General features: G+C 52.8%; 18 protein-coding genes. 14 read left to right on the top strand and 4 right to left on the bottom strand.

Translation table 11 applies throughout. The features are described from left to right. Positions 1–110 precede the first annotated feature (110 nt). The 11 genes from MHI43_RS23665 (at position 111) to MHI43_RS23615 (ending at position 14,321) form a co-directional block, all read left to right on the top strand. Complete coding sequence (locus MHI43_RS23665) at positions 111–2,357, top strand: helix-turn-helix domain-containing protein (RefSeq protein ID WP_036660151.1); 2,247 nt, start codon at positions 111–113, stop codon at positions 2,355–2,357. 293 nt (positions 2,358–2,650) lie between these two features. Next, the gene (locus MHI43_RS23660) at positions 2,651–3,631 is read left to right on the top strand and encodes an ABC transporter permease subunit (protein WP_036660153.1); all 981 of its coding nucleotides are present in this window, start codon (positions 2,651–2,653) and stop codon (positions 3,629–3,631) included. Between the two features lie 10 nt (positions 3,632–3,641). Then, positions 3,642–4,538, top strand: coding sequence for a carbohydrate ABC transporter permease (locus tag MHI43_RS23655; RefSeq protein WP_009593621.1), 897 nt, complete (start codon positions 3,642–3,644; stop codon positions 4,536–4,538). 138 nt (positions 4,539–4,676) lie between these two features. After that, a complete protein-coding gene (locus MHI43_RS23650) occupies positions 4,677–6,305 on the top strand; it encodes an ABC transporter substrate-binding protein (RefSeq protein WP_015736743.1) in 1,629 nt (542 codons plus the stop codon). A gap of 19 nt (positions 6,306–6,324) precedes the next feature. After that, a complete protein-coding gene (locus MHI43_RS23645) occupies positions 6,325–7,752 on the top strand; it encodes an alpha-L-fucosidase (protein WP_036660155.1) in 1,428 nt (475 codons plus the stop codon). A gap of 174 nt (positions 7,753–7,926) precedes the next feature. Further along, entirely contained in the window at positions 7,927–9,591 is a 1,665-nt protein-coding gene (locus tag MHI43_RS23640) for a DUF4091 domain-containing protein (protein WP_036660156.1), read from the top strand. A 131-nt stretch (positions 9,592–9,722) separates the two neighbouring features. Further along, positions 9,723–9,911 carry a hypothetical protein gene (locus MHI43_RS23635; protein ID WP_036660157.1) on the top strand — a complete coding sequence of 63 codons (189 nt, stop codon included), beginning with the start codon at positions 9,723–9,725 and terminating at the stop codon, positions 9,909–9,911. Positions 9,912–9,959: 48 nt separating this feature from the next. After that, complete coding sequence (locus MHI43_RS23630) at positions 9,960–11,414, top strand: PLP-dependent aminotransferase family protein (RefSeq protein ID WP_015736740.1); 1,455 nt, start codon at positions 9,960–9,962, stop codon at positions 11,412–11,414. A gap of 385 nt (positions 11,415–11,799) precedes the next feature. Beyond that, entirely contained in the window at positions 11,800–11,934 is a 135-nt protein-coding gene (locus MHI43_RS23625; protein WP_341283170.1) for a hypothetical protein, read from the top strand. Positions 11,935–12,194: 260 nt separating this feature from the next. Then, positions 12,195–13,112 carry a D-alanine--D-alanine ligase gene (locus tag MHI43_RS23620; protein ID WP_015736739.1) on the top strand — a complete coding sequence of 306 codons (918 nt, stop codon included), beginning with the start codon at positions 12,195–12,197 and terminating at the stop codon, positions 13,110–13,112. 6 nt (positions 13,113–13,118) lie between these two features. Next, complete coding sequence (locus tag MHI43_RS23615; RefSeq protein ID WP_036660161.1) at positions 13,119–14,321, top strand: aminotransferase class I/II-fold pyridoxal phosphate-dependent enzyme; 1,203 nt, start codon at positions 13,119–13,121, stop codon at positions 14,319–14,321. On the opposite strand, the gene MHI43_RS23610 is transcribed toward MHI43_RS23615, so the two are convergent. Beyond that, on the bottom strand, positions 14,307–15,212 hold the full coding sequence (locus MHI43_RS23610) for an AraC family transcriptional regulator (protein WP_015736737.1): 906 nt from the start codon (positions 15,210–15,212) through the stop codon (positions 14,307–14,309). The genes MHI43_RS23615 and MHI43_RS23610 overlap by 15 nt on opposite strands. Positions 15,213–15,425: 213 nt before the next feature. Between MHI43_RS23610 and MHI43_RS23605 the strand changes: the two genes are divergently transcribed. Then, entirely contained in the window at positions 15,426–16,313 is an 888-nt protein-coding gene (locus tag MHI43_RS23605) for a sugar phosphate isomerase/epimerase family protein (protein ID WP_036660164.1), read from the top strand. Positions 16,314–16,339: 26 nt separating this feature from the next. Further along, positions 16,340–17,371 (top strand): Gfo/Idh/MocA family oxidoreductase, encoded by a 1,032-nt coding sequence (locus MHI43_RS23600; protein ID WP_036660167.1) that lies wholly within the window; start codon positions 16,340–16,342, stop codon positions 17,369–17,371. 152 nt (positions 17,372–17,523) lie between these two features. Here the strand turns inward: MHI43_RS23600 and MHI43_RS23595 are convergent, their stop codons facing one another. From MHI43_RS23595 to MHI43_RS23585, 3 genes are read right to left on the bottom strand one after another with little or no spacing between them, the layout of a single operon-like run. Beyond that, on the bottom strand, positions 17,524–18,420 hold the full coding sequence (locus MHI43_RS23595; protein ID WP_036660168.1) for a sugar phosphate isomerase/epimerase family protein: 897 nt from the start codon (positions 18,418–18,420) through the stop codon (positions 17,524–17,526). A gap of 49 nt (positions 18,421–18,469) precedes the next feature. Next, the gene (locus tag MHI43_RS23590; RefSeq protein ID WP_015736733.1) at positions 18,470–19,327 is read right to left on the bottom strand and encodes a sugar phosphate isomerase/epimerase family protein; all 858 of its coding nucleotides are present in this window, start codon (positions 19,325–19,327) and stop codon (positions 18,470–18,472) included. Continuing rightward, positions 19,324–20,382: a Gfo/Idh/MocA family oxidoreductase gene (locus MHI43_RS23585; protein WP_015736732.1), complete on the bottom strand. Its 1,059-nt coding sequence runs from the start codon at positions 20,380–20,382 to the stop codon at positions 19,324–19,326. The genes MHI43_RS23590 and MHI43_RS23585 overlap by 4 nt, the downstream gene beginning before the upstream one ends. A gap of 126 nt (positions 20,383–20,508) precedes the next feature. On the opposite strand from MHI43_RS23585, the gene MHI43_RS23580 reads away from it, so the two are divergent. After that, on the top strand, positions 20,509–21,366 hold the full coding sequence (locus tag MHI43_RS23580; protein ID WP_015736731.1) for an AraC family transcriptional regulator: 858 nt from the start codon (positions 20,509–20,511) through the stop codon (positions 21,364–21,366). Positions 21,367–21,431: the final 65 nt, after the last annotated feature.

Raw genomic sequence — 21,431 nt, 5'->3', positions numbered from 1 at the left:
TTTTTCTTCCGAGGTTCAAAAAAGTGTTGGTAAACCCCGTCCGTTCTTCTATGATGAAATTACTTTCAATCGATGACGAGATAAGGAATTAATCGCTCAGGGGGATGCCTATGGGAAGGAAAGCGTGGTTTTACCGTCAGCTTTTATCGTATATGCCGGTCTTCTTTATCGTGATTTCCTTTGTGTTTTTTGTCTTTTTCCAAATGCTCGGGGAACAGTCGCGGCAGGGCGCGATCCAGGCTAATGAGACGATGATTCAGCAGGCGATGCTTTCGGTCGACAATTCGCTGAAGGCCATCGATCAGATGCTGGTGCAGGAATTGCTGTTCAATCCTGATATGTCGGGATTTTTCAATCAAGAGGATCAGGACAACGTCTATTTGAACATGCAGGCCGTGAAGGCCATGAAGCAGTTCAAGGTTTCCAACCCGCTTGTGGATTCCATGGTCCTCGTTCGAACCCAGGATGAATTCGTCCTAAGCTCTTCGTCCACTTTCCGTTTGCAGGATTATGCGGATTATGACTTTCTCCAGCCTTATCTGAGCCAGGTCAATAGCGAAGCAAAATGGAGTGCCCTGCGGAATTTCCGGGAATTCAGCTTTAACAGCACGCAGCAGGTGGTCACCCTGGTACGGGATGCCCCCTTCGTTACCCATGGCAAAGGCGTGATTGCCGTCAATATCAAGGTGGACGCCATACATAACATGATTCAGGGCATGGTTAATCCCGAAGTTAGTTTCATTCATGTGATGGACACGGAGGGCCGTTCCTTGATCGCCGGCACCTCGGGCGCCGAGCACGGGGAACTTGTGTCCCAAGCCATATCCCCTTACACCGGATGGATTTACGAAGGGGGGCTTACCCAAGGCAGGGTGGTGGGTATCGTCAGCCAATTGTACAATGTCTGGTTTATCGTCGGCCTTCTGATGTGCATGGCCGGCGTGGTCTGGATCGTATTCGTCACGCGCCGGAACTATAAGCCGATTGAAGCCATCGTGTCCCGGATTTCAAAATATTCGCAGACCAAAACGAGCGTTCTGCTCCATGGCGGCAAACAGGATGAGTTTGCTTTTATCGAATCGGCGCTGGAGAGCCTGCTGGAACAGGCGAGCAGCTTTCAGCAGCAGCACCGTGAAGATTTGCTCCTGCGCAAAGCGTACCTGTTTCAGCAGCTGATGGAGGGACAGTATCCTTCTCATCTGGAGCAGTGGAACGAGCAGCGCGAAGCCATGGGGCTGCCGGACCTGTCCCAACCACAGATCGTCAATGTCATTGAAATCGATAAATACCCGCTGTTTTGCGAACAGTATCCCCAGCAGGACCAGTATCTGATCAAGTTTGCCTTAAAAAGCGTCGTTCAAGAAATTGCGGCCGGGCAGGAAACGATGCTTTGGACGGAATGGATTTCAGCCTCGAAGCTGGGAGTTCTCGTGGCAGCGGAAGATCAGGATCCAAATCGGCATGTGGCCACACTGCTGGAGCAAGCCCGCCAGTGGGTGGAGGAGCACCTGAAGCTGACCATAACCGTTGGCATCGGGGAGAAAGCGGAGCGGTATACGGATATCCCGGAATCCTATGAGCAGGCACGCGCCGCATTGAAATACAAAATGATCCTCGGCGACAACCGAATCATTCATTACGCCGAAGTATCCGGTGAGGACCGGGGGAATGCATTCGATTTTCTGAACCTGATCCGCTCGATGGCGCAGTCCTTCCGGCTCGTCAACAAGGATTGGCAGGAGAAATACAGCACCCTTATCCATAACATCGAGCAGAACATGCTGGACCGGGACGGCGTGGTGAACCTGGCGGATTACATGATGTACTCGCTGGGACGCGAAATGTCCTGCATGGCGAAGGAATTTCAGGAATTGTGGCTTACGGAGGGGCAGCCTGCCTTACGGAACGCGCTTCAGTCGTCCGATACGCTGGAGGAGCTGGAACAGGAACTCGGGGAGGCTTTATCCGCTCTGTACGACAGCATCCTCGCTCTCATGGAGGGCCGAAATCATGCGGACACGATTCAGAAGGTACGCTTGTTTATGGAGCAAAACTCGAGCAACCCGGACCTGTCCCTCAATTATTTAAGCGAACGCTTCGGTATGAACTGGAAAACGCTGAGCAAGCTGTTCCGGGAGGAGACCGGCCAGAAATTCGTGGATTATTTGATCGAGCTGCGGATGAACCATGCCCGGAGACTGCTGGAAGAAACCCTGCTGCCCGTACAGGATATCGCCACCGAAGTCGGGTATTCCAACGCCATCTCGTTTGGCCGGATGTTTAAAAAGCTGATGGGAATGTCGCCGGGGGATTATCGTGAGCAAGCTGCTATCAAGCAGCAGAATTACGGGAACTAACGATCCTTCTGACTGCTTCATGCATACTGATCAAGTAGAGAATCCTTCTGACTAGGTCATGCGTATATAACCAAGCAGAGAGCCCTGCGGACGATGCTGTCCTGCGGGCTTTTTTGCCGTCAACGGAGAGAGGTTTAGCGGCGGAAAAAGGTTTATCGCTCTCACGGCCTGCCGGCTCTGAAATTTTCCCCTGCTCGCGGAAATACGTTGATTCGGAGAATCTTGTTTATTGATCGGATGGAACCGTCCGCTCTAAACTTGGGACCAACACAAAGCGAAGGAGGGTGACCCCATTGGCTCGTATGAGCAGCGCAATTCCAGTACCTGCAGATGCACAGGCACCAACGAATCTACCATCGAACAAGCCCATGAACCGAACGAGGAAGAAGCTGATGAAGCACTGGCAGTTCTACCTGCTCGTGTTCTTCCCGTTAGTCTACATCATCCTCTTCAAATACGTTCCGATGTTCGGCGTACTGATTGCATTCAAGGAATACAACGTCGTACAGGGGATCTTCGGCAGTCCCTGGGTAGGGTTCGATTATTTCCGGCAATTGTTCGATGCGCCGTTCTTCTGGCAGTATGTCCGCAACACGCTCGAGATTTCCCTGTACGGCCTGCTGGTCGGATTCCCTGCCCCCATTCTGTTGGCGCTGGCACTGAATGAGATCAGGAACGGCCGATTCAAGAAAACCGTCCAGATGGTGACCTACGCGCCGTACTTTATTTCAACGGTTGTCATCGTCTCGATTCTAATCGTGAACCTCTCGCCCAACACCGGGCTGATGAGCAACCTGTTCCGGGCGCTGGGACTGGAAACCGTTGATTTTCTCGGCGTGCCGGAGCTGTTCAAATCGATCTATGTCTGGTCCGATGTATGGCAGTTCACCGGTTACGGCGCCATCATTTATATTGCGGCCTTGGCGGGAGTCAATCCCGATTTGTACGAGGCGGCTCGAGTGGACGGGGCGACCCGGTTTCAAAAAATCATCAATATCGATATTCCCAGCTTGTTTCCGGTCATCGTCATTTTGCTCATATTGAATCTGGGCAATCTGATGAGCCTGGGCTTCGAGAAAATATATCTCATGCAAAACCCGCTGAATCAGAACACGTCCGAGGTCATCTCCACCTATGTGTACAAGGTCGGCCTGCTCGGAGCGAACTTCAGCTTCTCCGCCGCCATCGGCCTGTTCAATTCCGTTATCAATTTCATTCTCTTGGTCATCGTCAATTACGTATCCAGAAAAGTCTCATCCACAAGTCTATGGTAGGAGGAATCGCATGAGCAGATCAACCGTACGGGAGTCCGCTGCAGACCGGATTTTCCTTGGTATCGTGTATTTGTTTCTATCCGTCGTCCTGATTGTCATTCTGTTTCCGCTGCTGCATATTGTAAGCGCATCCTTCAGCTCCCCGGGCGCAGTGTCGTCGGGCAAGGTGTGGCTGTGGCCGGTGGACGTGACCCTGATCGGCTACAAAGCGGTATTCCAGAATTCCAATATTCTGATCGGGTTTGGCAACTCGTTGTTCTATGCCGTTGTCGGCACGCTTGTCAACGTCGCATTCACGGTGATGCTTGCATATCCGTTAGCCCGAAAGACGTTTTACGTTCGCAACATCATCATGATGCTGCTGGTGTTCACGATGTTTTTTGACGGCGGGCTCATTCCGAACTATTTGCTCGTAAAGTCGCTCGGCATGCTCGACACGCGCTGGGCCATGATTATACCGGGTGCGTTAGCCGTGTTTCAGGTCATCATAGCCAGAACCTTTTTTCAAACCACGATCCCGGAGGAGCTCGCCGAAGCGGCCGAAATGGACGGCAGCAGCGACATTACCTTTTTTCTGAAAATCGTCCTTCCGTTATCCAAGCCGATCCTGGCCGTGCTCGCGCTGATGTACGCCGTCGGCCATTGGAACTCCTATTTCAACGCCCTGATTTATTTAAAGGACAGCAGCCTGTTTCCGCTTCAAATCTTCCTGAGGGATATTCTGATCCTGAATTCCGTCAGCGCCGAGATGGTGACCAACGTGAATGAGCTGCTGGTCCGCGAAGGGCTGAAGGATCTGCTGAAGTATTCGCTGATCGTGGTGGCAAGCGCCCCGGTACTGGTCATTTACCCGTTCGTGCAGAAGTATTTTGTCAAAGGCGTGATGATCGGGTCCTTGAAAGGGTGATTCCTGCTTATTGTGAAGGAGGTGAGGCCGGCAGTATAGAATGGGTAATTCCGATGATCGGACACATAGGGGGTATATGCAAAATTAGGTTTCGTTTATGAAGTACGGGCAGACATTCCATATTAGGGAGGAATCGATTTGAAAAGGTTCACTGGATTAGGTTTAAGTCTGATTCTCGCGGCAGTGCTGGTTTTATCCGCTTGCGGCAAATCGAGCGAAACAGGAACTGGAAATCCGGCAAGCCCTCCGGAGTCGGGGGCACCCGTTGAACTATCGGTATTCGCTCCTCAGTCCGCCGGCATCGAGAGCCTCGATGTCAATCCATTCTCCAAGCATATCGAAGAGAAGCTGGGGATTACGTTCAAATGGAATACGACGCCCGACGCGGTATTCAACGACAAGAAACTGCTGATGCTGGCCAGCGGGGATTATCCGGCGCTTATTATGAATGCCGGCATATCCAAGGCGGATCAGATCAAGTACGGAATGCAGGGGGCCTTTATCCCTTTGAATGATTTAATCGACCAGCATGCGCCGAACATCAAGAAGGCATTGGAGGAAGTTTCCTATTTGAAATCCGCCATGACGGCCCCGGACGGCAATATATACGCGCTTCCGAAGGTGAACGAGTGCCTGCACTGCACGTATGGCCAGCGGATGTGGATCAATACGACCTGGCTCGAGAAGTTAGGGCTTGAAATGCCAACGACCACCGACGAGTTCTATGAAGTGCTGAAAGCCTTTAAGGAGCAGGACCCGAACGGCAACGGAAAGGCTGACGAAATTCCGATGACCACTTCGCTCGATGTATGGGGAGGAGGAGTTGACGCCTTTTTGATGAATGCTTTTATATACAACAATGGCACGACTTATCTAAGCGTGAAGAATGGCAAGGTGATTTTGTCGGCGGCTGAGCCCGAATGGAGGGAAGGGCTGAAATATCTACGTAAGCTTTATAGCGAAGGACTGATCGATAAAGGAGCTTTTACGCAGAACGGCGATGCCGTCAAGCAGCTTGGCAACAAAGCGGAGAATGTGGTCGGCACCGTCGGTTATGCGCTGATCAGCAGCGTGCTGGAGCCGACCGACGCCAAGCCCCGCCATAAGGAATACGATGTCGTTCCCCCGCTGAAAGGACCGAATGGCGTACAGCTAGCAGGTTATAGCGTCGGAGCAGGTGACGGATCGTTTGTCATTACGAACAAAGCGACGGAGGAGCAGCGGATCGCAGCGATCAAGCTGGCGGATTACTTGTTCTCTGAAGAAGGCACCGTCATGACTTCCTGGGGGTTCGAGGGAGACGGATGGCGAAAGGCGGAGTCCGGTGCGCTTGATTACAACGGCGAGCCGGCCGCATACGAAGCGTTGAAGCGAGATGTGCCCGAGGGATCCCTTGACGTAACCTGGTGGCAGCTCGGCACGATGCTGATGGTGAATTCCCTCCGCGAATCCTTTGTTGCTCCTGAAGATCCGCTCGGCAACGGAGCCTACGAGTATCGTTTATGGCTGGCTGCCAAGAAATATGAGCCTTTTGCCAAACCGGAGTTAGTGTACCCGACCGATGTGTTCATCGATCCGAAAGACGCAACCTTTATCGCGCAGATTCAGAAGACGATTCAGGATTACGTGAAATCGAACCTGGCGCAGTTCGTAACCGGCAGCAAAGACATCGAGAAGGATTGGGATGCCTATGTCAGCGGATTTAAGGGGCTTCAGCTGGATAAGTATCTGGAGATTCATCAGAAAGCATTAGACAATCAAGGATGAGGTATGGGAGGTTTATCGCTTGCACAATTTCATTGAATACGCCGCCAACATCGAGCCCTCGGAACGTCAATTAGCCGTACAGGAGATGGAGTTCTACGCCTTCTTTCATTTTACCATCAATACGTTCACGGATATGGAATGGGGCACGGGAAAGGAAGACCCGGCGCTGTTCAATCCGGCGCAGCTGGATGCGGATCAATGGGTCAGCGCTTGTGTCAGCGCCGGGATGCGCGGCCTGATCCTGACCTGCAAGCATCATGACGGCTTCTGTTTATGGCCGAGTCAGTATACGGAGCATTCCGTGAAGAGCAGCCCTTGGCGAAACGGCCATGGGGATGTGGTGAAGGAGGTTGCCGATGCCTGCAGGAGAGGGGGGATCAAATTCGGCATCTACTTGTCCCCCTGGGACCGGCATGAACCGTCGTATGGGGATTCGCCGCGGTACAATCTATTTTTCCTGAATCAGCTAAGAGAGCTCCTGACCGGCTACGGCGAGATATTCAGCGTCTGGTTTGACGGGGCCTGCGGCGAAGGGCCGAACGGCAAGCGCCAGGAATACGATTGGGATGCGTATTACGCCCTGATTCGGGAACTGCAGCCGAATGCCGCCATCTCGGTATGCGGGCCGGATATTCGCTGGTGCGGGAATGAAGCGGGACATTGCAGGGAGTCGGAGTGGAGCGTCGTTCCGGCGTCGCTGCGCCAAAATGAAGCGATCCAGGAAAAGTCGCAGCAAACGGATGACCGTGAGTTCGCGCGCCGCTATGAATCCAGCGAAGAGGATCTCGGCAGCCGGAGCGTCATTCAAGGCGAGAAGGAGCTGGTATGGTATCCGGCTGAAGTGAATACCTCGATCCGTCCCGGCTGGTTCTACCATGCGTCCGAAGACGATAAGGTTCGATCGCTGGAAGAATTGCTGCATATTTATTACGGCTCGGTTGGCGGCAATGCCACCTTTCTGCTCAATATTCCGCCGGATACCCGCGGACTCGTACATGAGAACGATCTGCGGCGTCTGCAGGAACTCGGGGACGCCATCCGAACAACGTTTGATACCGATTTGGCAGCCGGCGCGGATATTACGGCTTCCGAAACGAAAGCCGGATCGGATGCTCGAAATATGGTCGACGGTAACAAGGATACGTATTGGAGCCCCGAGGAGGGTACGGAATACGCCGTGATTGAGCTGGACCTGGGGCGGGCGATCGATTTCGATCATATCGTATTGGCCGAATACCGGTACGGGCAGCGGATCGAGCGCTTCGAGCTTGAATATATGGAAAACGGGAAATGGCACACGATCCAATCCGGGACGGTAATCGGGCGCAAACGCATCTGCCGCTTTCCCGCCGTACGCGCTCAATATATCCGCCTTACCATTTTGGAATCGAGATGGTGTCCGCGCCTGTCCGGCATGGAAGTTTACCGGAGCTCGAGGGATTGTTGAGAGGACTGCAGATTTGCAGCCTCCCCTAAAGGATTGGCAGTAATAAGGCGGCCATCGCAAAAGAGCGGTGGCTCCTTTTTTTCGAAAACGCAAAATTTACCTTCCGTTCCATCCAGATTAGTGTAAGATGTACGTGAAAGTACCTCATTCCATTGTAGAGAGGATGCAATCTGCATGAGTCATTCCATAACGTTTGAAACCCGGCTGTTAAGCTCTCTGTCCAAAGTGTTCGCCGATGAAGAACTGTCCCCAGCCTCGTACGACGCAGGGGCAGCGTTTAGCAATGAGACATTCTCGTTTCAAGTGGCCTACCGTACCAATCGCTTGTTGAAAAACATCCGGGTTATTCTGCAATCCGAGTTAAGCGAACGGGTTACCGTCCGCTCCGTAGGCCTGGTTCCGTCGGAGCTGCCTACGTATCATGACCATGACGAGTTTATCTTAAGAGCTACGCCCGGGCTATATCCGGACCCGCTGCTGCCTCTGGCATCAGATCCTGTTATAACCGGATGCCCGGGCCAGTGGAGAAGCCTCTGGATCACGGTACAGCCTGAGGAAGAGATCCAGGGAGGTACATATGAAATCCGGATCCGTTTTGAAGCGGAATCGGGAGATACGCTTGGAGAAGAGGTATTTACGCTGGAAGTGATACCGGCAGCCTTACCTGCGCAGAAGCTCATTCATACGGAATGGTTCCATGTCGATTGCCTGGCAAACTACTATGAGGTGGGGATTTTTAGCGAACGGCACTGGATGTTGATCGAACAATTTATGCAGACCGCGGCACAGCATGGGATCAATATGATCCTGACTCCGGTGTTTACGCCTCCGCTGGATACGGAAGTGGGCGGAGAGCGGCCGACGGTACAGCTGGTCGATGTCGATGTGAGCGAAGATGGAACATATGCGTTTGGGTTTGACAAACTCGACCGCTGGGCTGACCTGTGTGATTCCAATGGCATTCAGTATCTGGAATTCTCGCACCTCTTCACGCAGTGGGGAGCCCGGCATGCGCCGAAGATTATGGCTAACGTGAACGGACAGCCGGAGAAGCTGTTCGGATGGGAGACGGATGCGACTGGAGAAGCGTATCATTCCTTCATCAGACAATTTATTCCTGCTTTGACCGGTTGGATCGAAAGCCGGGGACTTGAGCAGCGCTGTTATTTCCATGTATCCGATGAGCCGTACGAGTCCCATCTGGAGGCTTACGGGCATGCAAGCCGGTTGATGAACGAGCTGTTGCCGGATTACCCGATCATTGACGCGCTCTCCGATATTTCGTTCTATGAGCAGGGGCTGGTGAAGCGTCCGATTCCGGGCAGCAACCACATCGAGCCTTTCCTGGATCAGCAGGTAACCCCGTTGTGGACCTATTATTGCTGTTCCCAGTACAAGGAAGTGTCCAACCGATTCTTCAATCTGCCTTCGGCGAGAAACCGGATCATCGGGATTCAGCTGTATAAGTTTAACATTGAGGGATTTCTCCATTGGGGATATAACTTTTGGAATTCGCAATACTCAAAACGCGCCATTGATCCGTTCAAGGTGACGGATGCGGATTGCGGTTTTCCTTCCGGAGATGCTTTTGTGGTATATCCCGGTGAAGAAGGGCCGATCGAATCCATTCGGCTGAAGGTATTCCAGGAAGCGCTTCAGGATTTGAGAGCGCTTCAACTGCTGGAAACCCAGATCGGCAGGGAGGCAGTTCTGCAGGCGCTGGAAGAAGGGCTTGAAGAGCCGATCACCTTCAAGACGTACCCGAGGGATCCGGAATGGCTGCTGTCGAAGCGGCAGTGGATCAATGATAAGATCAGGGAAAGCTTGGCTGTGAAGTAAGCGGGCCGGGCGTACGGCTTATTTAGACGAATCAGGGCCATTTTAGGCCGAACGAATCCGGCGTAACACTGCCCCATCTTCCTTTGAGAAGGTGGGGCAGTTTTTGATTTTCCGATCTGTTTTTTCGCCTGATGGGTACCAAGCATGTTTCATTCTTGCTTGTGCATGATCCCGTATGGTTCCATGATAAAGAGAACGTGCATGTCATCAAGGTATACCGGCGCAAAGGGCAGTCCAATCCTAGAGATGAGATGGCCGGGATTCTGCCAACGATATCGGCAAACCACGCCCGAGGCGAAAGAGGCCTGCTGTGGTTCTAGTGGCGCCGCCGAAATTATGCCATCATAAGAGCAAGGGGGAAATGAACGATGTATTTGGATTTCAAGCTGGCGAATGACCGCCCGGCGTATATTCAAGTCAAGGATTACATGAAGCGCTTGATGACAACCGGGGCGCTGCAAGCCGATCAGAAGCTTCCCTCCACGCGTGAGCTAAGCGCGCTGTTTCGAGTGGGCCGCAATACGGTGCTGAGCGCATACTCCGATTTGGAGGATGAAGGCTATATCTACGCGGTTAAAGGGCAAGGACACTTTGTTTCCCCTTCGATCAGCGGGGCATCCGCACAGCCGGAAGGCAAACGGCTGGACTGGGGTCCTCGCCTGAACGAGTATGCCAGGCTTGCGGAAGCGAACGATCTGATGAAGCACGGGATCCGTGCTGAGAAGGGTTCCATATCGTTTACAAGCATCGCTCCCGACGAGAAGCTGTTCGACCTGCCCAATGTCAAGCGTGCATTCCTGGACCGGATGTCGCTTGAAGGCGATATCCTACTAAATTACGGTTACGCGAAAGGCTATAAACCGCTTATTGATTACCTTCTCCGTTACATGGAGAACAAAGGGGTGAATATTCAGGGCAAAGATATGCTGATCACCAGCGGTTTTACGGAAGGCTTAAGTCTGGTGCTATCCGCCTTGAACCAAGGGCATGGCCGCATTCTATGCGAGAATCCCACCCATCATACCGCCATTAAAAATTTTAAAATGCACGGGTACGCCATTACCGGCGTCGAGATGGAGCAAGACGGCATCAGCCTGACAGGGCTCGCACGCGAGCTGTCGGAGCGGTCGTACGACATGGCGTACCTTGTGCCTTCCTATCATAATCCTACCGGAATCGTAATGTCCCACCAGAAGCGGCTAGAAGCGCTGCGGCTGCTGAACGAGCATGAGATTCCCGTGATCGAAGACGGCTTCAATGAGGAGCTGCGTTATTCGGGCTCCCACATCGCGCCTCTCGTTGCATGTGCAGGGGGAGAGAACAACAGCGTGATTTACCTGGGCAGCTTCTCCAAGATTCTGTTCCCCGGCCTGCGAGTCGGATGGGTGCTGGCCGACAAGACCCTCATTCATTATCTGGAAAGCGTGAAGCGGGCCCGCAGCATTCATACGTCGACTCTGGATCAGTCCCTGCTCTTTCAATATCTGTACAATGGCAACTTCGAGAAGTATTTAAAGAGAGCGAAAGCCGAGTACAAGCGAAAATATGAGCTTGCGATCCGCTGCTGCGAGGAGTGGATTCCGATGGAGCGGCTGTCCGGTGACGGCGGGCTTCACCTGTTCGTTGAATTCGGTCCGGACTTTCGGACGCGGGAGCTGCTTGAGGCCTGTTCCGCCCAGGGCGTGGTGTTTACGCCAGGCGATATTTTCTATACCGATGGCGGAGGCCAGCATACCATGCGTCTTGGATTCTCCCGCGTCTCCGACGAGAACATCGAGAAGGGGATTCGGATCATCGGCCAGGCGGCAAGGAAGCTGGTGTGATCGGGGTGCAACAGAGATCGGAGGAATAATCCGCATGCGGAGTGATGATTAACATACAAAAGAATGCTTCTCCGAGAAATCATGGGCTGCAACGGAGAAGGCGGAATTATTGTTGAGAAGCGAAGCGTTCTCCTTTGCCGTCGGATTTCAACAACGAATATTCAAAATCAGTGGAAATCTGCGGGCAACAGAGATCGGAAAAATAATCCGCAAGCGGAGTGATGATTAGCATACAAAAGAATGCTTCTCCGAGAAATCAGGGCTGTAACGGGGAAGGCGGAATTATTCTGGAGAAGCGAAGCGTTCACCTTTGCCGTCGGATTTCAACAATGAAAAATCCAATCAGGGGAAATCTGAGGGCAACAGAGATCGGAAGAATAATCCGATGATTAGCATACAAAAGAATGCTTCTCCGAGAATCAGGGCTGCAACGGAGAAGGCGGAATTAATGTGGAGAAGCGGAGCGTTCACCTTTGCCGTCGGATTTCAACAACGAAAATTCAAATCGGTAGAAACCTGAGGGCAACAGAGATCGGAGGAATAATCCGCATGCGGAGTGATGATTAACATACAAAGAATACTTCTCCGAGAAATCATGGGCTGCAACGGAGAAGGCGGAATTATTGTGGAGAAGCGAAGCGTTCACCTTTGCCGTCAGATTTCAACAACGAAAATTCAGATCAGTGGAAATCTGAGGGCAACAGAGATCGGAGGAATAATCCGCATGCGGAGTGTTGCACTGGCAATCAGCTTGAAGAATTTATTTAGGAGGTCTACATCATGAAGGTTGGCGTCATCATGGGAGGCGTATCATCCGAGAGGGAAGTTTCGCTCATGACCGGCAAAGAGATGATCGCTCATTTGGATAAAAGCCGCTACGAGGTCTATCCGATCGAGATTCACGATAAACGCGAGCTGATCAGCAAAACCGAAGGCATCGATATTGCGCTGCTCGCCCTGCACGGCGCGTTCGGGGAAGACGGCACGGTGCAGGGCACCCTCGATACGCTGGGGATTCCGTATACCGGCAGCGGCGTTCTGGCCAGCAGTCTCTGCATGGATAAAGATTTGAGCAAGAAGCTGCTGCGTTACGAAGGATTGCATACGGCTGACTGGATCATGGTCAGCTGCATGGAAGAGCTGGCGGCCGCCGACGTGGAGGGGCTCGGTTTTCCCGTTGTGGTGAAGCCGAATGCGGGCGGGTCCAGCATCGGTACCCGGATCGTGCGCGACTCGGCTGGCCTAGCATCCGCCGTCGAAGAGGCGCTGCGGTGGGACCGCTTCGTCATGATCGAGCAATGGATCGAGGGAGAGGAAATCACCTGCCCGGTCCTTAACGGCGATATGCTTCCGATTGTGTCGATCAAGCCGAACTCCGAATTCTTCGATTATGCATCCAAATACGAAGAAGGCGAAGCGGATGAGCAGGTGATCGAGCTTCCCACAGAACTTCAGGAGCAGGTGCGCACAGCCGCGCTTCAATGCTATAAGGCGATGAAGTGCAGTGTATATGCCCGGATCGATATCATCCTGAAGGGAAAGATTCCTTATATTTTGGAGGTCAACACGCTTCCGGGTTTAACGAAGACCAGTCTGCTGCCAAGAAGCGCGGAAGCGGCGGGATATTCGTTCAGCGGACTTTTGGATGCCTTGATTGAAACCTCATTATCGGAACGAAAACGCGAAGGCAAGGAGTAGAAGGATATGAAGACAACGAGCAGCTTTCTAACATCGACGGTGCAAGTCATGCCGCCATCCGGCATCCGGCAATTTTTTAATGCTGCGGAAGCGGATGACGAGGTCATTTCGCTCGGCGTGGGCGAACCGGATTTCGTGACGCCCCAGTGTGCGATCGACGCATGCAAACGGGCGCTGGAGCATGGGCGCACGATGTACACGCCGAATGAAGGGCTGATGGAGCTGAGGGAAGGAATTGCAGACTATCTGCATGCCGGCTTCCAGCTGCAATACGAGCCGTCGAGGGAGGTCCTGGTTACGGTCGGCGGCAGCGAAGCGATTGATCTTGCGCTGCGGGCGCTCATCTCGCCGGGCGATGAAATTATCATTCCCGTACCGGGATATGTCGCCTATGCTCCTCTAGTGCAATTGAACGGCGGCACCGTCGTCGAGCTGGAGCTATCCGCGGAGCATGACTTCAAATTGACGGCGGATGCACTGCAGCAGGCGATTACGCCCCGGACGAAAGCGATCGTTGTTAACTTTCCGAGCAATCCGACAGGAGCCGTCATGACCCATGAAGATTGGCTTCCGATTGCGCGCCTTGCGGTCGAGCACAATTTGGTGGTGATTTCAGACGAGATGTATGCCGAGCTTACTTATAGCGGCACGCATACGAGCGTTGCTTCCCTGCCGGGGATGCGGGAGCGGACCATCATCATCGGCGGATTCTCCAAAGCCTTTGCCATGACGGGCTGGCGGGTCGGCTACCTCTGCGGCGATGCCGGGCTGGTGAGCGCTATGGTCAAGATTCATCAGTATACCGCGCTCTGCGCGCCCATCATGGGACAGATTGCGGCCATCGAATGTTTAAGGAACGGGCTCGGGGATCGGGACGTGATGAGGCAGGCTTACGATGAGCGCCGACAAATGTTTGTGCAGGGACTGAGCGATATCGGCCTGAGCTGCCGCGATCCTCTGGGAGCCTTCTATGCATTCCCCAGCATAACCGGAACCGGCCTCGGCTCGCAGCAGTTCGCGGAGCGATTGCTTCGGGAGGCCAAAGTAGCCGTTGTGCCGGGCCATGTATTCGGTGCCGGGGGCGAAGGCTTTATCCGCTGCTCGTATGCCGCTTCATCCGCTCGACTCTGCGAAGCGCTCGAACGAATGGAACGCTGGCTTCAAACGCATGTACGTGCCGAAGATCTTCATGCCTTACAGAATTCTTGACAGCTTCCGGTAATCGGTAGCGGTAATCCCCTCCAGCCTCCGGAAGATCCGGCTGAAATAATGAATGTCGGGGTATCCGACGCCTTCGCCAACCATCTCGATGGAGATGTCGGATTCCCGGAGCAACCGGCGCGCTTCACGGTGACGAACGGATTGCACGAATTCGCTCGGCGGCATCCCGGCAAGGCGCTTAAACAATTTGGCGGTGTGATCCGCGCTTAACATCAAATGCTCCGCAATGACTTTGTTGCTCCAGTCTTTGGCTGGAGCTTTTTCGATTTGAGCCATCAGCTCGATCAGCTTGGCCTCGTGCGGCGACGTTTCCGTCAATGCCCGGGAGGGGTGCGTCCGAAACAGCTGAACCAGCACATCCAGCATCAGTCCCTTGCAGGCAAGCTCATAGCCGGCGGGACGCAGGGTGAATTCCTCTACGATGCGTTCCATCATCTGTACGCATGGCAGGGGAGGCGTGTAGATAATCCGGGAAGAAAGGGGAGGGAAAGCGGATGACACGGCTTCATGCGCGAACTTATCCGTATCCACCACGGCTTCGTTCACGATCATATCGGCTTCCGTTTGGATGTCCAGCTCATCGAAAAAATCAAAATGGATGCCCAGAAAACGCGCGTCGGGATGGGAAACCACCTCATTCTGGTGGTAAACGCCGGACGGCAGGAAGATCAGCTGGCCTGCTTCGACGACATGCCGGTTCCCGTACATCGTGGTAACGGCTTCCCCATGGCATACATAGAGCAGCTCGAAATCATATAACCTGCGCTGCGGGAGAGCTCCCGTCGCCATGCGTTGAAACTGTGCATAATGAATGCTGGGCGACCATTCGCGGAAAGGCGCTTCGCGTTTTACCGGATAATCGGGGTCCATATCGGCCATCGTAGATTCACTCCCGAATGTTAGTAAGAGAATAGAACGGAATTGTCCAAATAATCGCTTTTCTTTCTAAATCATTTCTTGGAATGTTTATTTATTATATAAGTATTATTACATCCAATTGGTTTATTTACAACTTGACGGAAAAAGTCAAATGATGCGTTTCAGAAAACATTTGTAACATTATCAACCTATGAATTTTAGGAGGGATTTGCGATGAAAAAAGGGATTAACATCTGGTCGTTCCCGGGAGAGGCTTCCATCTCCGACTGTATCCGATTGGCAAAAGAAGCGGGCTTTGACGGAATCGAATTGTCGCTGAACCAAACGGGGGAGCTCGGGCTCCAGGCAGGCGATAAGGAAGTGCAGAACATAACGGCACAGCTGAAGGACGCAGACCTCGATATTGCAGGATTGGCGACAGGCTTGTACTGGGACTATCCGATGACCAGCGACGACCCGGCTATCCGTGAAAAGGCCATGGACGTTTGCAAAAAGCAGCTGGAACTCGCGGCTGCATTCGGTGTGGATGCCATTCTTGTGATACCAGGGGCGGTCGGCGTCGATTTTGTTCCCGGTTCCGCAGTCATCGACTACGAATATGCCTATGAGCGGGCACAAGAGTCCATTCGCAAGCTTGTTCCGTACGCGGAAAGCGCCGGCGTTTCGATCGCGCTTGAGAATGTATGGAACAAATTCCTGTTGTCCCCGCTGGAATTGCGGACCTTTATTGACGAGATCGGTTCCGACTATGTCGGCTCCTATTTTGATGTAGGCAACGTCGTGCACAACGGTTATCCGGAGCATTGGATTCGGATTTTGGGCGAGCGGATCAAGAAAGTCCATTTCAAGGATTACCGCAGGCAGGCAGGCGGATTGCACGGCTTTGTCGACCTGCTGGCAGGAGACGTCAATTATCCCGCAGTGGTGGAAGCTCTGCGCCTGATCGGCTACGACAACTATGTCACGGCAGAGATGATCCCGGCCTATACCCATTATTCGGAGCAGATCATATTTAACACATCCAATGCGATGGATGCGATTCTCGGACGGACGCCGTCTTTGCGCAAGCCGGACGCACGGCAGCATCAAGGACAATCATAATCATAAGGAATACGGAGGGAATAAGAATGCTTAAAATCGGAATATTGGGTTTTGGTTTCATGGGCCGCATGCATTTCGACAATTATCTTCGTTTGGCTCAAGAAGGTGCGGACATCGAGCTGGTGGCGATTTGCGATCTGCGCATCGATGAGCTTAAAGACAGCAAAGCCAACGGGAATATGGCGACCGAGCGCGATGTCTACGACCTGGAGCCCTATCGTCTTTACGATCATGTGGACAAAATGCTCGAGCATGAAGAGCTGGATATCGTGGATGTATGCCTGCCAACGTATTTGCATGCGGATATGTCCTGCATGCTGCTGGAGCGCGGCATTCACGTCCTGTGCGAGAAACCTGTTGCGGGCAGCTCGGAAGAAGCCTGGCGCATGGTGAAAACAGCGGAACGCACGGGCAAAACGCTAATGATCGGACAATGCCTGCGTTTCTGGCCGGCTTATGAATATTTGAAAGAATGCGTGGAGGACGGCCGCTACGGCAGCATCGTTGCAGGCGAATTCTTCCGGGGATCGGAGCCGCCTAAGGGTTGGTTCCTGGAAGGGGAGAAGAGCGGAGGCTGCATCACGGACATGCATGTGCATGACGCGGACATGATCCACTGGCTGATGGGCAAACCGGAGCGGGTGTCCACATTCGCCAAAACGATCATTGAAGGAAGCTCGTACGATATCGTATCCACCCATTACACATACCCTGACGGGAAAGTGATTAACGCCCATGCGGATTGGACGCTGCACGGCGAACATGGCTTCTATATGGGATACCGGGTAAATTTCGAGGAGGCTACCCTGGTGTTCGAGAATAATGAATTGAAGGTGTATCCTGAAGACGCACCGGGCTTTACAGCCGAACTGTCCGGAGATTCCGGCTACTACCGCGAGCTTCAGTATTTCATCGAGCATGTTGCGCAAGGGAAGCCGGTAACGGTATGCACGCCAGACAGCGCGGCAGGATCGCTGGAAATTATCGAAGCCGAGATCCGTTCCGCAAGAGCGAACGGGGCTTTGGAGACCGTGACGGGGAAACAAGCGGTATCTTAAGGTATACAAGTTTCAAGTTCCTACACACATTATGGTGAGACAATGAACAGGCCGATCAGGAAATTTCCTGATCGGCCTGTTGTTTGTGGTTATCGAGACCGTGCCAAGCGAACGTTGCGGTTTGCGTGGCACGGTCTCAACGTTGCGTCGGTTTATGCTCTGAACGTCTTCAAGAAGTCCACGGCAAGCTTGATGTCCGCTTCCGGGTTAGCCTTCACTTCGCGTTCGATTGTCAAATACCCGGTATAGCCGATATCCTTAAGGGCCTGCAGGTAAGCATTCCAGTTAACGCCGCCTTCGCCAAGCGGAACCTCACGGAACTTCTCGCCGGACTCCGCCATATCGGCAATTTTGTCATGGTCAAGCGCGGGTGCTTCATATCCGAAATCGCCGTATACGTCACGAGGATCGATGTAGTCTGCCAGCTTGATTCCGTCCTTCGCGTGCGTATGAACGATATAATCCTTCAGGTTGTATACGCCCTGTACTGGATCGTCGCCCGTAACCATGACCATGTTGGCCGGGTCAAAGTTAACGGATACACCGTTGGAACCCAGGCCGTCCAGGAATGATTTCAAGTGAGCCGAAGGCTCCGGCCCTGTCTCGATGGCAAAAAACGCGTTCATCGAGTTCGCGAAGGTGCTGAGCTCTACGCAGGCCTTATGCATCGTTTCGTATACGCGGCCGTTGTGATCCTGCGGCACAATACCGATATGGGTCGTAATGATATTGGTTCCAAGCTCCAAACCGAGCTCCATGATCCGCTTGGATTTTTCGATTTTGGCCGCATTTTCGGCAGGATCCTGAAAGCCGTGTCCGCCAAGGTCACCGACGAGGGCGGAAATTTCAAGTCCCAGGGAATCGATATAATCCTTCAATTCTTTTCGAGCGGAAGCGGAGAGGTTGGCTGGATCCATTTCGCCGTGAACGGCATAAATCTGTACGCCGTCCGCCCCGACCTCCCGTGCTTTGACAAGACCTTCTCTTACGCCAACCCGAAAGCTGTCAACGATAACGCCAATTTTGTTAGGCATGATAGGCTTCGACATCCTAATATCCCCCTTATATCATCCTTGTGTGATCCATAAGCCTTCTGCCTTAAGCTTCGTTCCAGGCTTTACGGACATATTCCAAACCAAATTTAGCACCCGTGCGGCAATCTTCCATCCCTTCGAATTCGATCGAGATATAGCCGTCGTAACCGGATTCCTTCACGATGCGAACGACTTCCGGCATATCGATATCGCCTTGGCCGACAATCGCGCCGCGCAGCCAGTTGCCGCTGGAGGTGTTAAACCAGCCGGATCCGGGCGCGCGGTTAGCCGGACGATAGTAGAAGTCCTTGAAGTGAACCATGGACGCGAGGCCGATGTTGTTCGCGACAGCCACGGTGGATACCTCGTCTGCACAGAGGAAGTTTCCGATGTCCAGGGTAGTTTTGAAATTAGGGTGGTTCACGGTCTGAACCAGAGCTTTGACGCGGTCGCTATGCTGAATGAAGTAACCATGGTTCTCCACGCTGGTGGTAATGCCGCGTTCTGCCGCGTAATCGGCAATGATGCGGCATGCATTGGCCAGCCGCGGAAGTTCCTCCAGGAAATGCGTGATGGACAAGTCCTTGGAAGAGCCTACGTCATGGCGCATCAGCTTGACGCCAAGCGCAGCCGCAATGTCCACTTCGCCTTTAACTCGTTCAATCTCCGCTTCATAAGCAGCGTCATCCAATTCCGCAAAATTGGCGCCGATGGCGTAGTTGGAGATTTCAAGTCCTTTGGAGGCGGCACGGGATTTGATCGTATCGATCAGCTCCGGCGTTTCCTTGAGGTTAAAGCCGAGCGGAACGATCTCGATATGCTCTCCGCCGATCTCCGCAACGTAGTCGATGACGTCGGTAATGGTCATTTCGCCTTTGTTCATGGCCTGGTACAGGCTGTACGAGCTTATTCCGAGTTTCATAGGAGAACTTCAGCCCCTTTCTCGGCGGATTCATAGATGCCGCACAGAATCTTCATGATCTCAACGCCGTCTTCAACCGGGCTGAGCGGTGTTGTGCCGTTCTCGATACAGGAAATGAAGTGATTGACCTCGCTTTGGAAAGCAGCATCGAAGTCGAATCCCTTGTTGTCGGTTTGCGGCTGGATGTTGATGATGGTATCGTGCTTCTCGGTTACGATGGAAACCTCAGGGTCGATCTCGAATCCGCCCTTGTCTCCATACAATTTAACGGATTGCAGATTTTCCTTCGAGTGCAGCGTGAAGCTTACGTCCACCAACAAAGAGGCGCCGTTTTCAAAACGGATCATTGCATTCGCCATATCCTCGACGGTGTTCTTCTCAGCATCATAATCAGCTGCTTTATAGAAGGACAGGTTGCGCACGTTAGAGCGATTGCCCAACTTCCGGTATGTATTGGCGCTGACGGCAACCGGCTTCGGACGGCCCATCATGTACCAGCACAGATCGATGACGTGCACGCCGATATCGATGAGCGGTCCGCCGCCGGAACGTTCGATGTCGGAGAACCAGCCGCCCGGATTGCCAAGGCGGCGAATGGAGGAAGCCTTCGCGAAGTAGATCTCCCCGAATTCACCCTTGTCTGCAAACTCGCGGAGCATCTGGGCGTTAGGGTCATAACGTCTTACGAAACCGACCTGGAGCATCTTGCCTGAGGATTTCACGGCCTCCTGTACTTGAAGCGCTTCCTCAACGGTGCGGCAAAGCGGTTTCTCAACCAGAACGTGTTTGCCGGCATTCAGTGCCGCAATGCTGATTTCGGCATGCGTATTGTTCCAGGTACAGATGCTTACCGCATCGATTTCCGGATCGGCCAGAAGTTCTTTATAGTCCGTGTAGACTTTGGTAGCGCCGTATTTTTCAGCTGCGCGCTGTGCTCTTTCTTCGTTTAAATCGCACACGGCGAGCAAATTCGCGTTCGCATGTTTTTGATAGGATTGCAAATGCATAGCAGAGATTGATCCAGTGCCAATGACGCCAACATTAATAGATTTCATGAGTTCACTCCTCTGAATTTACTGCATTACACTTTCGTATTATAATGCTTTTAGAGGAAGACGCCATGATAAACCGTGCTGTTTGTTTGTACAATTGTGCTGTCTTACTGGAAGGAGATCAGAGCATTGGACAAAACACTGCGAGAACCGATGACGATGCCGGATCCTCAGTTTCCGATCAAGGTTCATCGTTGCGAGTTTGATGGCCGGGGACAGGTATTATTTAATCATCACTGGCATGAGCATCTTGAAATATTATATTTTGTTTCGGGGGAAGCGACGCTGGAATGCGGCTCGACCACCTTTACCGCCAAGGAAGGCGATATGATCGTCATTAACCGGAATGAACTGCATTATGGCCTCAGCCAGTCGGACCATTTGTTTTATTATGCGTTAATCGCAGATTTCTCGCTGCTGCAGAGCCATTCCCTGGATGCGCCCGAGATGAAATTCATCACGCCGATAACCCAGAACCGGCTGATCTTCGAGAACCGAATCAGCGGGGCTGATGCGCTGGCGCCCATGCTATCCATTATCAAGGAGCTGGAACGGCAGGAATTCGGTTATGAGCTGGCTATCAAATCGGAGCTGTACCGATTGCTTACGCTCCTGCTTCGAGGTTATGTCGCAACGGTTCTGACGCAGGATGAATACGTCGAGCGGATGAAGAACGTCGAGCGGTTTGCACCGATATTCAAGTATATCGAGGAGCATTACCGGGAGGATCTGTCGGTGGAGCAGTTATCCGGCATGGCCGGCCTCAGCCGTTTTCATTTCAGCCGGTTGTTCAAGGAAATCAGCGGCCGAACCGTAACGGAGTACGTGAATGAAACCAGGCTCAACCGGGCGGATTACCTGCTCCGCGAAAGCCCGCTTACGGTATCGGAAATCGCGGCTGCTACCGGATTCAACGATATTTATTATTTCAGCCGGACCTTCAAGAAATATAAGCGGATGGCTCCATCGGCTTTACGGAAAAAGTGATCCCGGGGTTTTGCGGTTCTATCAGGTTCCATATAGACATAAATATAAAAGCGACATATAATGAG

The organism is Paenibacillus sp. FSL H8-0457, from assembly GCF_038051935.1.
GTDB lineage: Bacteria > Bacillota > Bacilli > Paenibacillales > Paenibacillaceae > Paenibacillus_AQ > Paenibacillus_AQ lautus_A.
This window is presented reverse-complemented; position numbering and strand designations above follow the sequence as displayed.

Excerpts from the sequence above, each read along its gene's own strand:
- MHI43_RS23665 (WP_036660151.1), top strand. The coding sequence starts at position 111 with ATGGGAAGGAAAGCGTGGTTTTACCGTCAGCTTTTATCGTATATGCCG.
- MHI43_RS23655 (WP_009593621.1), top strand. The coding sequence starts at position 3,642 with ATGAGCAGATCAACCGTACGGGAGTCCGCTGCAGACCGGATTTTCCTT.
- MHI43_RS23640 (WP_036660156.1), top strand. The coding sequence starts at position 7,927 with ATGAGTCATTCCATAACGTTTGAAACCCGGCTGTTAAGCTCTCTGTCC.
- MHI43_RS23635 (WP_036660157.1), top strand. The coding sequence starts at position 9,723 with ATGGGTACCAAGCATGTTTCATTCTTGCTTGTGCATGATCCCGTATGG.
- MHI43_RS23630 (WP_015736740.1), top strand. The coding sequence starts at position 9,960 with ATGTATTTGGATTTCAAGCTGGCGAATGACCGCCCGGCGTATATTCAA.
- MHI43_RS23625 (WP_341283170.1), top strand. The coding sequence starts at position 11,800 with ATGATTAGCATACAAAAGAATGCTTCTCCGAGAATCAGGGCTGCAACG.
- MHI43_RS23620 (WP_015736739.1), top strand. The coding sequence starts at position 12,195 with ATGAAGGTTGGCGTCATCATGGGAGGCGTATCATCCGAGAGGGAAGTT.
- MHI43_RS23615 (WP_036660161.1), top strand. The coding sequence starts at position 13,119 with ATGAAGACAACGAGCAGCTTTCTAACATCGACGGTGCAAGTCATGCCG.
- MHI43_RS23610 (WP_015736737.1), bottom strand. The coding sequence starts at position 15,212 with ATGGCCGATATGGACCCCGATTATCCGGTAAAACGCGAAGCGCCTTTC.
- MHI43_RS23605 (WP_036660164.1), top strand. The coding sequence starts at position 15,426 with ATGAAAAAAGGGATTAACATCTGGTCGTTCCCGGGAGAGGCTTCCATC.
- MHI43_RS23600 (WP_036660167.1), top strand. The coding sequence starts at position 16,340 with ATGCTTAAAATCGGAATATTGGGTTTTGGTTTCATGGGCCGCATGCAT.
- MHI43_RS23595 (WP_036660168.1), bottom strand. The coding sequence starts at position 18,420 with ATGTCGAAGCCTATCATGCCTAACAAAATTGGCGTTATCGTTGACAGC.
- MHI43_RS23590 (WP_015736733.1), bottom strand. The coding sequence starts at position 19,327 with ATGAAACTCGGAATAAGCTCGTACAGCCTGTACCAGGCCATGAACAAA.
- MHI43_RS23585 (WP_015736732.1), bottom strand. The coding sequence starts at position 20,382 with ATGAAATCTATTAATGTTGGCGTCATTGGCACTGGATCAATCTCTGCT.